The organism is Bacillus sp. SIMBA_031 (genome assembly GCF_046535225.1).
GTDB lineage: Bacteria > Bacillota > Bacilli > Bacillales > Bacillaceae > Bacillus > Bacillus velezensis.
The window spans coordinates 273,076-287,250 of sequence record NZ_JAWRXC010000001.1 but is presented as its reverse complement, the minus strand read 5'-3'; the positions used below and the strand labels follow the sequence as shown (position 1 = coordinate 287,250).

Annotated in this window: 21 protein-coding genes and 1 riboswitch; of the genes, 12 read left to right on the top strand and 9 right to left on the bottom strand. The window is 46.1% G+C overall.

What is annotated here, in order from left to right:
• Nucleotides 1-25: 25 nt before the first annotated feature.
• A riboswitch (SAM riboswitch) is annotated at nucleotides 26-151 on the bottom strand.
• A gap of 174 nt (nucleotides 152-325) precedes the next feature.
• From SB724_RS01550 to SB724_RS01525, 6 genes are all read left to right on the top strand, one after another.
• Nucleotides 326-1,048 (top strand): esterase family protein, encoded by a 723-nt coding sequence (locus tag SB724_RS01550; protein ID WP_326150252.1) that lies wholly within the window; start codon nucleotides 326-328, stop codon nucleotides 1,046-1,048.
• A 25-nt stretch (nucleotides 1,049-1,073) separates the two neighbouring features.
• Nucleotides 1,074-1,589, top strand: a complete 516-nt coding sequence (locus tag SB724_RS01545) for a YjcG family protein (RefSeq protein WP_007610690.1) — start codon at nucleotides 1,074-1,076, stop codon at nucleotides 1,587-1,589.
• A gap of 4 nt (nucleotides 1,590-1,593) precedes the next feature.
• On the top strand, nucleotides 1,594-2,025 hold the full coding sequence (locus SB724_RS01540) for a GNAT family N-acetyltransferase (protein ID WP_044802824.1): 432 nt from the start codon (nucleotides 1,594-1,596) through the stop codon (nucleotides 2,023-2,025).
• A gap of 158 nt (nucleotides 2,026-2,183) precedes the next feature.
• On the top strand, nucleotides 2,184-2,417 hold the full coding sequence (locus SB724_RS01535; protein WP_173612655.1) for an AbrB/MazE/SpoVT family DNA-binding domain-containing protein: 234 nt from the start codon (nucleotides 2,184-2,186) through the stop codon (nucleotides 2,415-2,417).
• Nucleotides 2,418-3,155 carry an ABC transporter ATP-binding protein gene (locus SB724_RS01530; RefSeq protein ID WP_032874490.1) on the top strand — a complete coding sequence of 246 codons (738 nt, stop codon included), beginning with the start codon at nucleotides 2,418-2,420 and terminating at the stop codon, nucleotides 3,153-3,155. It begins immediately after the preceding gene.
• A complete protein-coding gene (locus SB724_RS01525) occupies nucleotides 3,148-3,870 on the top strand; it encodes an ABC transporter permease (protein ID WP_017417468.1) in 723 nt (240 codons plus the stop codon). The genes SB724_RS01530 and SB724_RS01525 overlap by 8 nt, the downstream gene beginning before the upstream one ends.
• Before the next feature lie 41 nt (nucleotides 3,871-3,911).
• Here the strand turns inward: SB724_RS01525 and bla are convergent, their stop codons facing one another.
• Together bla and SB724_RS01515 are read right to left on the bottom strand one after the other, a co-directional pair.
• Nucleotides 3,912-4,661 (bottom strand): subclass B1 metallo-beta-lactamase, encoded by a 750-nt coding sequence (gene bla / locus SB724_RS01520; RefSeq protein WP_410569844.1) that lies wholly within the window; start codon nucleotides 4,659-4,661, stop codon nucleotides 3,912-3,914.
• A gap of 69 nt (nucleotides 4,662-4,730) precedes the next feature.
• The gene (locus SB724_RS01515) at nucleotides 4,731-4,985 is read right to left on the bottom strand and encodes a hypothetical protein (RefSeq protein ID WP_032874485.1); all 255 of its coding nucleotides are present in this window, start codon (nucleotides 4,983-4,985) and stop codon (nucleotides 4,731-4,733) included.
• A 120-nt stretch (nucleotides 4,986-5,105) separates the two neighbouring features.
• Here SB724_RS01515 and SB724_RS01510 point away from each other — a divergent pair, with 120 nt between their 5' ends.
• Complete coding sequence (locus tag SB724_RS01510; RefSeq protein WP_410569842.1) at nucleotides 5,106-7,391, top strand: ATP-dependent helicase; 2,286 nt, start codon at nucleotides 5,106-5,108, stop codon at nucleotides 7,389-7,391.
• 68 nt (nucleotides 7,392-7,459) lie between these two features.
• Here SB724_RS01510 and spoVIF read toward each other — a convergent pair whose 3' ends face one another.
• The 4 genes from spoVIF to SB724_RS01490 all read right to left on the bottom strand — a co-directional run bounded on the left by spoVIF (nucleotide 7,460) and on the right by SB724_RS01490 (nucleotide 8,957).
• Nucleotides 7,460-7,714 carry a sporulation-specific transcription regulator SpoVIF gene (gene spoVIF, locus SB724_RS01505; protein WP_003154986.1) on the bottom strand — a complete coding sequence of 85 codons (255 nt, stop codon included), beginning with the start codon at nucleotides 7,712-7,714 and terminating at the stop codon, nucleotides 7,460-7,462.
• Nucleotides 7,715-7,880: 166 nt separating this feature from the next.
• Nucleotides 7,881-8,024: a YjcZ family sporulation protein gene (locus SB724_RS01500; RefSeq protein ID WP_044802821.1), complete on the bottom strand. Its 144-nt coding sequence runs from the start codon at nucleotides 8,022-8,024 to the stop codon at nucleotides 7,881-7,883.
• A 91-nt stretch (nucleotides 8,025-8,115) separates the two neighbouring features.
• Nucleotides 8,116-8,313, bottom strand: coding sequence for a hypothetical protein (locus SB724_RS01495; protein WP_012117306.1), 198 nt, complete (start codon nucleotides 8,311-8,313; stop codon nucleotides 8,116-8,118).
• A 287-nt stretch (nucleotides 8,314-8,600) separates the two neighbouring features.
• Nucleotides 8,601-8,957 carry a DUF1360 domain-containing protein gene (locus SB724_RS01490; RefSeq protein WP_032875197.1) on the bottom strand — a complete coding sequence of 119 codons (357 nt, stop codon included), beginning with the start codon at nucleotides 8,955-8,957 and terminating at the stop codon, nucleotides 8,601-8,603.
• 170 nt (nucleotides 8,958-9,127) lie between these two features.
• On the opposite strand from SB724_RS01490, the gene SB724_RS01485 reads away from it, so the two are divergent.
• The 5 genes from SB724_RS01485 (at nucleotide 9,128) to cotZ (ending at nucleotide 11,684) form a co-directional block, all read left to right on the top strand.
• Nucleotides 9,128-9,514 (top strand): spore coat protein, encoded by a 387-nt coding sequence (locus SB724_RS01485; protein ID WP_022553545.1) that lies wholly within the window; start codon nucleotides 9,128-9,130, stop codon nucleotides 9,512-9,514.
• Nucleotides 9,515-9,551: 37 nt separating this feature from the next.
• Nucleotides 9,552-9,866, top strand: a complete 315-nt coding sequence (locus SB724_RS01480; protein WP_265972193.1) for a spore coat protein — start codon at nucleotides 9,552-9,554, stop codon at nucleotides 9,864-9,866.
• 92 nt (nucleotides 9,867-9,958) lie between these two features.
• A complete protein-coding gene (gene cotX, locus SB724_RS01475) occupies nucleotides 9,959-10,459 on the top strand; it encodes a spore coat protein CotX (protein ID WP_014417434.1) in 501 nt (166 codons plus the stop codon).
• 150 nt (nucleotides 10,460-10,609) lie between these two features.
• A complete protein-coding gene (gene cotY / locus SB724_RS01470) occupies nucleotides 10,610-11,092 on the top strand; it encodes a spore coat protein CotY (RefSeq protein ID WP_007409090.1) in 483 nt (160 codons plus the stop codon).
• A 148-nt stretch (nucleotides 11,093-11,240) separates the two neighbouring features.
• Entirely contained in the window at nucleotides 11,241-11,684 is a 444-nt protein-coding gene (cotZ, locus tag SB724_RS01465) for a spore coat protein CotZ (RefSeq protein WP_015417224.1), read from the top strand.
• A 58-nt stretch (nucleotides 11,685-11,742) separates the two neighbouring features.
• Here the strand turns inward: cotZ and SB724_RS01460 are convergent, their stop codons facing one another.
• From SB724_RS01460 to thiD, 3 genes are all read right to left on the bottom strand, one after another.
• The gene (locus SB724_RS01460) at nucleotides 11,743-12,351 is read right to left on the bottom strand and encodes a CotO family spore coat protein (RefSeq protein WP_410569838.1); all 609 of its coding nucleotides are present in this window, start codon (nucleotides 12,349-12,351) and stop codon (nucleotides 11,743-11,745) included.
• A gap of 97 nt (nucleotides 12,352-12,448) precedes the next feature.
• Nucleotides 12,449-13,225: an enoyl-ACP reductase FabI gene (gene fabI, locus SB724_RS01455; RefSeq protein WP_003155001.1), complete on the bottom strand. Its 777-nt coding sequence runs from the start codon at nucleotides 13,223-13,225 to the stop codon at nucleotides 12,449-12,451.
• Between the two features lie 130 nt (nucleotides 13,226-13,355).
• Nucleotides 13,356-14,168 (bottom strand): bifunctional hydroxymethylpyrimidine kinase/phosphomethylpyrimidine kinase, encoded by an 813-nt coding sequence (gene thiD, locus SB724_RS01450; RefSeq protein WP_015417222.1) that lies wholly within the window; start codon nucleotides 14,166-14,168, stop codon nucleotides 13,356-13,358.
• Nucleotides 14,169-14,175 lie beyond the last annotated feature (7 nt).

Below are 14,175 nucleotides of genomic sequence, written 5' to 3'. Positions count from 1 at the left end.
ATAAGAAGAAGGAGCTTTTCTCTTCCTCTTATCTTCCAAGCATGTGAATCGCTTGCTGGATTTAGCACCTTGGCACTTTGCCTTCCCGCGGCAAAGCAAACCGGTTGCTGAGGTTTCAAAGGGCCAGTCCCTCCACCTCTCGTGATAAGAATATTGTTTTGTATTTTCTGATTGTTCTATATTAACGCACTATAAAATGAATTTCAATAACTTTTTATTCATCTGAACTCTCGCAAGAAGTGCATCTGAAGAAAGAAATTTCTAATAATTCATGGTACAATAGGAAAAAACCATCAAGACAAGAAGCGGCCTGGAGGAATGCGATGTGGCATCAAAAAACGGAATCATTCATGAGAAAAAACTTTTCTCCCATGAGCTTGAAGAGGAAATGACCGTTTTGGTCTACCTGCCCGCCACCTTCTCCCCCCTGTATAAATATCATACGGTCATCGCTCAGGACGGCCATGATTATTTCAGATTAGGGAGAATCGGGCGGCAGGCGGAAGAGCTTATGTCAAAAGGGGAAATTGACCGCTGCATCATTATCGGCATCCCTTATAAAAATGTGCAGGAGCGAAGAAACACATACCATCCAGAAGGCTCTAAGTTCGCCTCATATAAGCGGTTTATCGCAAATGAGCTCGTTCCTTTTATCGACAAAGAATACCCGACTTATCAAGTCGGATACGGCCGCACCATGATCGGGGATTCCCTCGGCGGAACCGTTTCGCTCATGACGGCGATTGACTATCCGAACATGTTTGGAAACGTCATCATGCAGTCTCCGTATGTTGACGGGCACGTGCTGGATGCCGTCCGGCAGTCGGAGGATCTCAAACAGATTTCCGTTTATCATCAAATCGGAGAAAAAGAAACCGGCGTTCACACGACGGACGGCCAGGTTATTGATTTCACCGCGCCGAACGAAGAGCTCAAACAGCTGCTGGAAAGCAAACAGTCCGAATACACGTATGAAACCTTCGACGGGGATCATAAATGGACCTACTGGCAGCCGCTCATCACGCCGGCGCTGAAAAAAATGCTGTAACCATTCATTTAAGGAGGGAACTTTCATGAAATACGGTATTGTTTTATTTCCATCAAAAAAATTACAGGATCTCGCAAATTCGTACCGGAAACGCTACGACCCGAGCTACGCGCTCATTCCTCCGCACCTGACGCTAAGAGATCCGTTTGAAGCGACAGAACAGGAAATCGAGCAGGTCGTATCACAGCTGAGACAGACGGCGAAAGAGTCGCATCCGCTCGTTCTGAAAATCACAAAATACAGCTCGTTTTCTCCTGTGAATAATGTGATATATATGAAAGCGGAGCCGACGGAGGAATTAAAATCTCTGAGTGAGAAATGCTACTCAGGAGCATTATCCGGCGAGCCGGAATACAGCTTCGTTCCGCATGTCACGGTCGGCCAGAAGCTGTCGTCAGATGAACATTCCGACGTACTCGGACAGCTGAAAATGCAGGACATTTCCCACGAAGAAGTCATCGACCGTTTTCACTTGCTCTATCAGCTGGATAACGGCTCATGGACTGTGTACGAAACATTTTTATTAGGCGGAGGAGAATAACTGTTTGGAATCCATCATCGCAAAAACTGAAAAACAGCTAGACGACGCTTTTTTCGTCAGAAAAGAGGTCTTCGTTAAAGAACAGCACGTTCCGGAAGAAGAAGAGATTGATCAATTCGAGGACACGTCAGAGCATATAGTCATATATGACGGCGGCCAGCCGGTCGGAGCCGGCAGATGGCGCATGAAAGACGGGCATGGAAAATTAGAACGCATCTGCGTGATGAAAAGCCATCGTTCTTCAGGCGTCGGAGCCATCATTATGCAGGCGCTTGAAAAAGCGGCGGCAGCCAAGGGCGCCGACAGCTTTATCTTACATGCGCAGACGCAGGCAGTTCCGTTTTACGAAAAACAAGGATACCGCGTCACATCCGGCGAAGAATTTCTCGATGCGGGCATCCCCCATCTGGAAATGATAAAGAAACACAAACGATAAAATCAAAAGCACTCCTGTTTATAGCAGGAGTGCTTTTTTTATGAAAATAATACTATTTCATGAATTTTATTGCATTTTATGGAAGGTTAATGTATGTTCAGTATACGAAGTATTACAATTCATACAAAAAATACAATTCACACAACGGAGGGATACACATGACAGCACCTAAAGGAAAGCATATATTCGGGACTGTTAAAGTGGGTACAAAAGGACAGATTGTCATTCCTAAAGAAGCAAGAGATGTTTTCGATATAAATCCGGGGGATTCACTGCTTATGCTTGGGGATAACCAGCAAGGTATCGCACTTGTTAAACAAGAACTCTTTTTCGAATTTGCAAAAGATATTTTAAACGCTAAGCAAATCGATGAAGATAGCGAGGATGAGTAAATGCACGCGATTGAGCTGAAGCAATTAACGAAACATTATAAAGAAACCGCCGCCGTTGACCGTCTTGAGTTCTCAATTGAGAAAGGGGAATTTTTCGCATTACTCGGTGAGAACGGAGCCGGAAAAACGACATTAATCAGTATGCTTTGCGGACTCCTTTCTCCGGATGACGGTGATGCATCAGTGCTTGGACACAGTATTTTGACTGATTTGGATAAAATAAAACCGAAATTGAATATGTCCCCGCAGGAAACAGCCATCGCTCCTCATCTAACCGTACGGGAAAACTTAGAGTTTATAGCCGGAGTCTACGGAATTCCGAAAAAAGAAGCAAAAAAAAGAACAGATGAGATGCTCGAATTGTTTCAATTAAAAGAGAAAGAAAGAGCAAAAACAAAAACATTATCAGGAGGAATGCAGCGCCGTCTCAGCATTGCAATGGGAATGATCACCAAGCCGGATATTTATTTCTTAGATGAGCCGACATTAGGGCTGGACGTCCGTTCACGCCGCGAGTTGTGGAAAAATCTTGAGGCATTAAAGGGTGACATGACGATTATTTTAACCACACACTATTTAGAAGAGGCTGAAGCCCTGGCAGATCGTATTTGCATTTTAGAAAATGGGACTTTAAAAGCACTGGGTACGGCGGAGGCTCTGAAAAAGCAAACTCATTCAGCCACATTTGAAGATGCCTTTTTAGCGATTTGTGACGGGGAGGCGGGTCTTTATGCTTGATTTCGCCATTCGCAACCGCAAAGAAATTTTTCGTGATCCCCTGTCTATTATTCTTGGAATCGCACTGCCTGTTATTCTATTGTTTCTGTTTACGGCGATTGAAAAAAATGCGCCGCTTGATACCTTTAAAATTCAGCATTTAGCACCCGGACTCATTGTTTTCGGTTTTGCTTTCCTTACGATGTTCTCTGCATTGCTGATCGCAAAAGACAAACAAACCGCCCTTTTGACCCGTTTGTTTGCTTCCCCTTTAAAAACAGCCGATTATGTCATCGGTTATGCACTGCCGATGCTGCCGTTAGCCATTTTACAAATCGTCATTTGTTTTATCGCAGCAGCGGCTGCCGGTTTATCCGCCGAGTGGATGAATCTTCTCGCAGGTATCGCTGTCTTGCTGCCGATTGCGATGATGTCCGTTTTCTTCGGTTTATGTTTAGGGGCTGTGTTTACGGACAAACAAATTTCAGGTATCGGAACGATTTATATTACACTCGTGCAATTTCTGGGCGGGGCTTGGATGGAGGTGAGCCTGCTCGGTGACACATTCAAACATATCGCTTATGCCTTACCGTTTATTCACTCGATCGAGCTGGCTCAGGAAGTCATATCCGGAGATTATTCTTCCTTTCATCAGCATATTTGGCCGATAGCGGGATATACCGTTTTGGCGCTTGCACTTGCTTTCCTCAGTTTTATGAAAATCAGGAAGAGATAAAAAAAGCCGGCACTCCGTAATGGGAGCGTCGGTCTTCTTTATTACGTTTCTTTCAGAAGGTTTATCGTATGCGGCAGCAGACGGTCATCCCCCGGGCTGCCATGGCCCGGCACGACAATACTGATGTCCTGATATCTTTTCATGACTTTGCGGACGGCGCGCGGCCACTGATCCGGATAAAAACCCGGAGTAGGCACGATTTCCTTTGTTTCTAAAGCCTTGATTAAGCATCCGCCGAATAAGAGCTTATCCTCAGGCAGCCAGACGGTCATATTGTCTTCCGTATGCCCTTTTCCCGGATAATACGTTTCAATTTTCATATCGCCAAACTGCAGCTTTGTCACGTTTTTCAAATCTCCGAGCGGCCGGTCAAATCCCTGCTGTCGGGCGAAGTCGGCGGTCAGCTTCGTGCTGTGCACCTTTACCCCGTATTTGTACAGGGTGTTCAGACCGCCGATACGATCGTCATGGGCGTGTGTCACAATGGCATCGGTCATCCTTTTGCCGGGAAACCGCTGTTTTATTTGTGTCATTAATTGCTCTGTGAGACTGTCATTCCACGGAGTATCAATCAGTATGATTCCTTTGGAAGTCTCAAGAAGCAATCCGTTCGCAGGGACGGGACTTCCGTCTGCCGTACCAGTGCTTGTATGCATCCAGACATGCGGCGCCAGCTGTGTGAGAGTGACATCTTTTGCTGTGGAGCTCTCCGCCGCGTGTGCCGGTTTCATTCCGGCAGTAAAGAGGCCGAATAGAAATAACACCGCAATCAATAATGAAAGCTTTCTCAAATTGAATCATTCCTTTCCGCATCTTTCATATATACGACCCAAAAAAAACCCGGATATATCCGGGCTTTTTCACACGTATTGATTTATCAACCGGCCTTTTCCCATGATTTGCGGCAGACGGGAAAGAGAGCGCTTACGTTTTTCCTCATGTACTTTCTTTTCTGCGGCTGCGGTGTTTTCCTGGCGGCGCTCCACCTCTCTGTACAACCTGTCATTGGCGAGGGCGGCCGCTTTCGTAATGCCGGCGTAATCAGGCTTATAACCCGCTGCCCGGTTTGCGTATTGAGAATACTGCTGGTTTTGAATCCGTCCTGCATAAATCATATGTACCCCTCCCCTTCGCTTTTCATTTCCCTTAATCTTACTTTTTGAAACGCGGTTCTTTTGTTATGATATTCTTTGTCTATCAAATGGATGAACACCTTTTAATGGGAGGACCCCTTTTTGAAATGCGCCCGACTGAATAACCGAACGATACATTTACATACATATTCCAGAGAACATTACCAATTCCTTTTTGAAGAAGCTCAGAAAGGAAATATTTTTTGCGCACATTGTGACCAGCCCGTCTTGATGCGGCTTTCGATTTTAGAGCAGCCGGCATTTTATCACCGGCAAAAGGGAGACTTCACCGCCTGTGATAAAGCATGCGCGGCCGAGGAACCGCAAGCGGAGAAAGAAAAAGAAGAGTATAAGGAAGCCGGCATGTTCCGCCTGCCGAAAGGAAAAGCGATTTCAGAGAATCCGAAACCGATCGTCTCAGAATGGAAAAGCCCGAAAAAAGTGCCTGCGGCCGAACCGTTTTCACCAACATCCGAGGCGGCTGATACATCTTTGTTCCCCGGCATCGGCCTGAACCGTGAACAGATGAAGGCAGTTACAGAAACGGACGGGCCTTTATTAGTGCTTGCCGGAGCGGGAAGCGGAAAAACAAGGGTGCTGACAGCACGCGCCGCCCATATGATTGAACACCTCGGCATTTCACCCGAGAATATGCTGCTTGTGACCTTTACGACAAAAGCCGTCGCCGAAATGAAAGAGCGGATGGCGAATGAGTACGGTCTGGCAGCCGGAAAAGTCTCCCGTCTCGTGACCGGAACATTCCACAGTTTTTTCTATAAAATACTCTATCATTATGATTCTTCAAAATGGAACGGCAGCCAGCTTTTAAAAATGGAGTGGCAAAAAGAGCAATATGTGAAAAAGGCGCTCTATGAAGAAAATTTGGATGAAAAAGAGTTTCCCGTCGACCAGGCGCTTCAGCTTATCGGCTGCTGGAAAAACACGTATCTCCCCCATGAGACAATTCCGCTTGCGGACGACTGGGAGAAAAAAGTGTACAGGCTCTACGAACATTACGAACGGCAGAAGCGGGAAAAACACCAATTTGATTTTGATGACATGGCCCAAGGCTGTTATGAACTGTTTCAAAGCCGGCCTGATATTCTCGCGCAGTACCAAAACAGATTTTCTCATATTTTGATTGATGAGTTTCAAGATATCAACCCTGTTCAGTACAACATTATGCAAATGATCGCAAGCCCTGAGAATAACCTGTGCTGCGTGGGTGATGACGACCAATCCATTTATGCGTTCCGCGGCAGCAGCCCGTCTTTCATTCTTGATTTTCAAAAGGATTATTCGGCAGCAAAGACCATTTACTTAACGGCAAATTACCGATCGCCGCATCCGATCGTCTCAAGCGCTCATGCTGTCGTAAAGAAAAATAAAAAACGGTATGAAAAAACACTATTTGCCGTCAAAGACGGCGTTCACAATCCCGTGGTGTTTTATCCTTACGATGAAGAAGAAGAAGCGACCATGATCGTTTCGGATATGAAAGAGAAAATTCAAAACGGGGCGAGTCCTGACGATTTTGCCGTGCTTTACCGGACAAACAGCGCCGGACGGGCCATTTATGAAAGACTGCATCAATCATCGATTCCTTATCATGCCGACCGGGGCGTGCAGACGTTCTACAGCCGCAGAATCGTACGCCAGATCCTCGCCTACTTATATGCGAGTCAGAATGAAGATGATCCGGATGCGGTGAAAGACCTGCTGCCCGCCTTATTTTTAAAGCAATCCGCCCTGCAAACGTTAAAGGCGCTGTCAATCACGGAAGATTGCACGATGATTAAGGCCCTGACGAAACTGCCTGACCTGAAGCCTTTTCAAATAGGAAAGATCAAGCAGATCGTTCCGTTTTTCGCAAGCATCCGGACAATGAAGCCGGTTGAAGCCATCACCTTTGCAGAAAGCAAAATGGGTTTTTCCGATTATTTAAAAAAACGGGGCAATGAGGGAAACAAACTGGAAAAAGGCTCTGATGATCTCAGGGATGTCAAAGTGGCCGCCAAAAAATTCAAAACCATTCCCGATTTTCTTGCGCATGTCGATCATATGCGCGCCGCTGAGAATCTGAAAACCGATGAAAACGGCGTCGAACTGCTGACCATTCATCGCTCTAAAGGTCTTGAATTCAATACTGTCTATATTTTAGGCGCGGCTGACGGCTCGATCCCCCATGACTTCGCGCTTGAGACGGCGAGACAGGGCGATCCCGCTCCGCTCGAAGAAGAAAGACGGCTTCTGTATGTCGCAATGACAAGGGCCATGCAGCATTTATATGTATCTTGTCCCGCGTACAGGCGGGGAAAAACAGCGCGCAGCTCAAGATTTCTCGAGCCCCTTCTTCGGACGGACAGACGGAGCGCACTCAGGATATAAAGAACCCGGCAGATCACTGCCGGGTTCTTCTCACATAAAAAGGCCTTTTTAGCAAGGCCGGCTGACGCCTATTTATTGTTCAGCATTTTAGAAATGGTGCCAAAATCAAGTTTCTCTTTACCGCTTGTAATAGATTGAACGATTTTGTCTTCCAATTCTTTCGGAACACGCTTGTTAGCCAGCTGGGACACCTTCTGAATGACGCCTCTCACCGTGTTTTCATCTTTGAAATTGGCATTTTGCAATGATCCTGCAAGGTTCATGACATCCTTCATGCTGACGCCTGTTTTCTTCTCAATATTTTTGAAAAATTGATTATCCATGGTGTGCCTCCTTTTGTGGAGTAATACGATATTGTATGAATAAAGAGCGGAACATGTGCCCGTAAGACAAGGAAAAAATTCCGAGTGCCCCGTCTCTATACTCCTTCATACATCAGGGAAGCACGGGACTGAACGGTCCCGCGCTTATCCAAGGTCTTGCTAAGGTTTAGCCAAAAAAGGATGCACCGACAATGATCAGAAGGATGAACAATACGACAACAAGAACAAATGTTGAGCCGTATCCGCCTCCGACATAGCCGCCTCCGTATCCGCCGTAGCCGCCGCCGAATCCGCCATATCCGAATCCCATATCTAAGCACCTCCTTTACTCTCTATACTCTATGTGAGCCGACTTGTTTGGCTTGGATAAATGCATAGGGCCGGTGCGGATTTCATTCATTTTAGTGAGAATGCTCATTTTTTTTCAGTTTTGCTTCTGTTTCGGCGGCAAACACATCTATCCATTCCTCAAAGCGCGATCCCGCCTCATCAAACTCAGACAGCTGTTTTTCAATAGATAAGATATATTTGTCATGCTCCCGCTGGTTTTGATTGTGCCGGCGGTATTTACCGTTTATGAATGATTCAAATATATTCATAACATCCCCTCCTCCTATGATCTATGCCGAACAGAGGCCGGCGTTCGGCAAAAAACAAAAAAAACCGGAAGTTCCGGTTTTTTAGAAAACGGCTATTTCGGTTTTTTCTTTTGGCCGCAGCCGCAGCCTTTTTTCTTAATTTTTTTTTCGTAAGGCTGATGCACAGTTGATTTGTATGGAGAATGTTGGGAAGGTTTGCTTGATTGATTCATGGTGATCCTTCCTTTCCTTATGTCATATATGCCAGTTTATGCCGAAAGTGACGGTAAGTTGCTGGTGGAACCGCCTTATTCCTGCAGAAGACGAGAAACCGCAGCTTCAATGATCCCGGCCGCGCCGGCGATGGCTAACAGCAAAATCAGCCATTGCGCAGCCTCGGGTACCAAAATCTGCGCCGCAATTAAAAAGGCGGCACACCACACGCCCGTACACCAGTAGCAGCTGAGAAGTTCACCGATAAATGCCCTGATGCCTTTTCCTTTTATGACAATGTAGGTTTCTGTCGTGCCGTCTGGTGCGGTTTCTGTTTTTTCCTCGTGAAAAAGGCTCCGAAGCGGCGCCATAATGGTGTCAAATACGAAAAGCCTGGCCAGCCGGAAAACGGCAAACGATAACAGAATAAATGAAAGCCAATTGATAACCACCTGTTCACTCCTTTTCAAAACTTGACCTCTTTATACATATGCGAAAACCCTGATCTTCATGAATCGCACCTTGTCCGGTAAAAAAATAGGTGCGATTTAGTTGTTTTTCTTATTCCGCTCGGCGTTTCATTTGCATTATATAAAGTATGAATGAGAAAGGAGTGAAGGTTATGTCGTTTGAAGAAAAAGTCGAAACACTGCAACCGCAAATATTCGAACAATTATCCAACGAATTCGAGCAGAAGATCGAAGTGATTGATTGCGAAAATGTCACAATAGATACAACACTTATAACGGCCGCTCTTTCAATACAAGCTTCAGTTACTGCGGCGATTATCCTTGCGACACAGCTCGCGATCGCAGATGAAGACACAGCCGACCAAATGGCAACCGAACTGCTGATCCTCGATGATTGCCAAATAAAAAAGCGAACCCTCATTCAAGTCATTAACAGCCGCAATGTCAAAATCACACTGACAGCAGACGATATCATGGCCTTTGTACAAACTTTGTTTCAATTATTAAATATACTTTTTGCTGAACTAGACATCCTTTAACCTTTCTTTTCAAATATTTAAATAGAGGTGAGAACAAATGGCAGATAACGAAAAATTAAAAAAAGAACTCGAAAGTCTACCAGAAGTGGATCCGCTTTTAAAAGTGCTTGTCAGCAATGTCTTCAAAAAACACGGCGTGACAAAGGATAAAATGCGGGATATCCCTGATGAAGAAAAAGAAATGCTGATCGCATTAGTCAAAGACATGCAGGCGAAATCCGAAGCTTTTCTTGAAAGCCAGAAACAGAAAAAAGAGCAGGAAAAAGCGCAAGAACAGCAGACAAATCCAAAAACCCGCAGAGAACAATTAATCGAACAGCTCCGGCAAAGACGCCAAAATCCCGGTCAATAACTAAAAAATAGTGATTTTTATCAGGATAGATGCCTGAGTCAAAGTAAGGGGCCGGCTCATTTAATATTAGTAAAAGAAAAGGAGGAATAGATATGGAAAGCAGACCATACTCTTGGGTTGCACTTGATCCTGAATGCGAACATCCGCGAGAAGAAAAAGAAGAAAAAGAAGGCAGAAGATGCAGTGTTTGCTGTAACGGAAACGGATTCGGCGAAGATAATGCCTTCATCGACCAGGACCTGGCTCAAGCGAATCTCAACAAACAAGTTTCTGAAGAAGCGATTATTATCAGAGACTCTTGTGATATTAACGTAACGTCAACAGACGTTCAGGCAGTCGCTTCAGTCATGACAGCTCTTAATGCAGCAGTCGTAACAGCCACTCTCACTTCAATCGCTGACGGAGTCATCGCTGAATTGGTCGCACAAGACTTATTGCAGCTAACAGCTAACAAACAAATCAACCGTCAAAAACTGCTCATCGAAAACTCCCGCGGCGTAAACGTGACAACAGTAGATGCCGATATCGCAGTGTTGATCTCAACAGCGACAAATACACTGGTTGCCATCTTAGTCATCACCCTGATCCTCTAAAAAGAAAAAGCAGAGCTAAAAATGCTCTGCTTTTTCTTATTTTCTCCGCATATGATGAATATATAGACGTTCACCCACACCAAGTGAGGCTCGCGTACATATGTTGTTAAAGACAAAAGTCAAATACCCTAAAAGAAGGAGCTGAAATCCATGAGCTGCGGAAAACACCATGGCCGAGATGAAAGTTGTGTATGCGATGCAGTCGAGAAGATTTTAGCAGAACAAGAGGCTGTTGAAGAACAATGCCCGACTGGATGCTATACGAATCTTTTGAGCCCGACGATTGCAGGTAAAGACACCATTCCGTTTCTCGTATTTGATAAAAAAGGCGGATTGTTCTCCACATTCGGGAACGTCGGAGGATTTGCGGATGACAGCCAGTGCTTTGAGTCCATTTTCTTTCGTGTAGAAAGACTATGCGATTGCTGCGCAACGCTTTCAGTATTGCGCCCCGTAGATGTGCACGGCGACACCCTCAGCGTCTGCCATCCTTGTGATCCTGATTTCTTCGGTTTAGAAAAAACAGAATTTTGCATTGAAGTTGATCTGAGCTGCTTCAGCGCCATTCAGTGCCTTTCACCCGAGCTTGTTAACCGGCCTGCGCCGCACAAAGAGAAAAAGCATCACGGATAGTCATTGATTCGCATCTTTCCTAAAGAAGAATCCCCTTCCAACCTTCTATTACAGATGCAATCATCAGCCCGCCCGGACTTCCGGGCGGCTGACTCTCCGCTATCGTTTAAACCGGTACCATTTAAAACGTGAAGTCAGGAGGGATATTATGAGCAAGCATACAACATACTGTGTGCGTGAAGCGGTAGAAAATATTGAAGACCTGCAAAATGCGGTTGAAGAAGATTGCCCGACAGGCTGTTATTCTAAACTTTTATCTCCGGCTTATACATTAGGCGATACAGTGCCGTTCGCCATCTTCACCTCAAAATCGAAACCGTTCACCGCATTCGGAAACGTCGGCGAACTGGATAACGGTCCGTGCTTTAATACCGTTTTTTTCAGAGTTGAAAGGGTCTGTGACGGCTGTGCCACATTAAGCCTGCTTATTGCTTTTGACGAGCATAAGCACATTCTTGATTTTACAGATAAAGACTCTCTCTGCGATGTATTCCGTTTAGAAAAAACGAACTATTGCGTTGAAGTCGATCTCCATAGCTTCTGCGCCATCAATTGCCTGAACCCGAGACTGATCAACCGCACACATTCTTAAATCAAAAAGCATAAAAATAAGCTGCCGGATGAAAGAATTCAGGCAGCTTTTTGTATGGTTAAAATCCAAGCGGATGCAGCGAGGTAATATCGTCTATTGCGAGTTCTGCCGGCGCTCCGTTGCTTGTCGTCCGCAGGAAGATCGCATTATTTTTTCTGCCGACGATTACGCCTCTGTAGGTTTTCCCTTTGGCTTCTATCAGACAAAGGGTCCGCGGCATATTATGCGGCAGCTTCGTTAAGAAATCAATTTTTTCAAGAATGGACATTCTGCTCATCGGCTTTTTCACGCGCTTTGGCGGAACCTTTTCCTCTGGGGCGGCATTGTGAACCGCTTCAGGCTCTTTTTTAGCGGCATCAGGCTCTTTTTTAGCGGCGTCGGGCTTGGCAGTGTCCTGCTCCGCTTGCGCCGGAACTTCTTGAACGGCTTCTTCTGCGCGGCTGTGCTGTTCAGGTACTTGCTTTTCTGGTTCGACAGCCACTGCTCCTTCAGGCTGAGTTTGACATTCTTCCTCCCGCTTTCCATGCATCGGCTCTTCTTCCGGCGGCTGAGGCGCTTTCCTTTTTTTGATTAATATGTCCTGCATTGATGATTGCGTGTCTGAATAATCCGCCTGAACAATATACATGAGCGGTTTTTTTTCCGCGTTTCTGTTTTGTTTTGACATCTTCATCCCTCCGATTCTGTCATGTTTTATTTATATGACGGAATGATTAAAATCAGAAGAAAGAAAAAAGCAATCCCTGAAAGGGACTGCTTGTTATTTAACGTGCGGTAATATGGAATCCTGAATCAACGTGAAGATTTTCGCCCGTGATGCCTCTTGACAGGTCACTGAACAAGAATGCAGCCGTGTCGCCCACTTCTTCAGGTGTTGTCGTGCGGCGCAGAGGCGCGCGCTCTTCAATTTCTTTCAGGATGGAGTTGAAATCACTGATTCCTTTTGCAGACAGCGTACGGATCGGTCCTGCTGAAATGCTGTTGACGCGGATGTTTTCTTTTCCTAAGTCAGCGGCTAAATATCTGACGCTCGCATCAAGAGACGCTTTTGCCACACCCATTACGTTATAGTTTGAAACGACGCGCTCTCCGCCGAGGTAAGTGAGTGTAACGATGCTTCCGCCTTCAGTCATAATCGGACGCGCCGCTTTTGCGACCGCTGTCAGAGAGTAAGAACTGATGTTATGCGCAAGCAGGAATCCTTCGCGGTTCGTATTTAAATATTCGCCGACAAGCTCTTCTTTGTTTGCGAACGCGATGCAGTGCGCGATGCCGTGAATCACGCCGACCTGCTCTTTAATGCTCGCAAAGCAAGTTTCGATCTCAGCGTCATTTGTCACATCACACGGAAGGATGATGGAATCATTTCTTTCTAATGTAGCCGCAAGGTCATGAACTGATTTTTCCAAGCGCTCTCCCGCGTAAGTGAAAATGAGGCGCGCTCCGGCTTCATGCAGCGAACGGGCGATTCCCCATGCGATACTGCGTTTATTGGCAACGCCCATCACAACGATGTTGCGGCCTTCAAGTGAGAAATTCATATGTATAAAGCCTCCTGTAATCGTCTTAAAGACATAGTTTTAGTACCTGATCTTAATTTTTATCATATCATAACCTTGTCCAGATTGAAAGCATGGGAAAAAGACCGCGGATGTTGAAGCGGTCTCTTTTTTATCTCGTCTGCAGACTGTTCCTTTTAAAGGCAAAATGATTGGTCGGGCCGTGTCCCTCTCCGATGCCGAGCGTATGTTCCACGGCTTCCCGCACAAAATTGACGGCTGTCTCAAACGCGGTCTGAATGTTTTTCCCCTTTGCCGTTTCCGCCGTCAGCGCGGCTGCGAACGTGCAGCCTGTTCCGTGGGTGTGTTTGGTGTCAATATAAGCGTGGCTGATTTGGGTAAAAGACGAACCGTCAAATAATAAATCAACGATCCTCCCCTGTTCAGGCTGGTGTCCGCCTTTTATGATGACATGCTTTGCACCAAGCTTGCAAAGGCGTTCGGCCGCTTTTTTCCGGTCCTCAAACGTGCGGATTTCCATTCCCGTCAATACCTCAGCTTCCGGAACATTCGGCGTCACCGCATAGCTGCGCGGAATTAACAGCTCTTTTAACGCGGCCTGAGATTCCTCACGCAGCAGGGAAGCGCCTCCTTTGGCAATCATGACGGGGTCGGTGATGACATGATCAAGCCCGTACTGATCCGTTTTTTCCGCAATTTCCGCAATCATTTCCGCGCTCCACAGCATTCCCGTTTTTACAGCGTCAGGCCGCAAATCTTCCGCCACCGCGTCAATCTGGCTGCCCAGCGCTTCCCGGGTGAGCGGATAAATGCCGTGGACGCCCAAAGTGTTCTGGGCGGTTACCGCTGTAATGGCTGACATCCCGAAAACGCCGAGCTCCTGAAAGGTTTTGAGATCCGCCTGTATACCGGCGCCGCCTCCTGAATCTGATCCGGCAATCGTCAATGCTTTGCATATGCTCATGATGTTT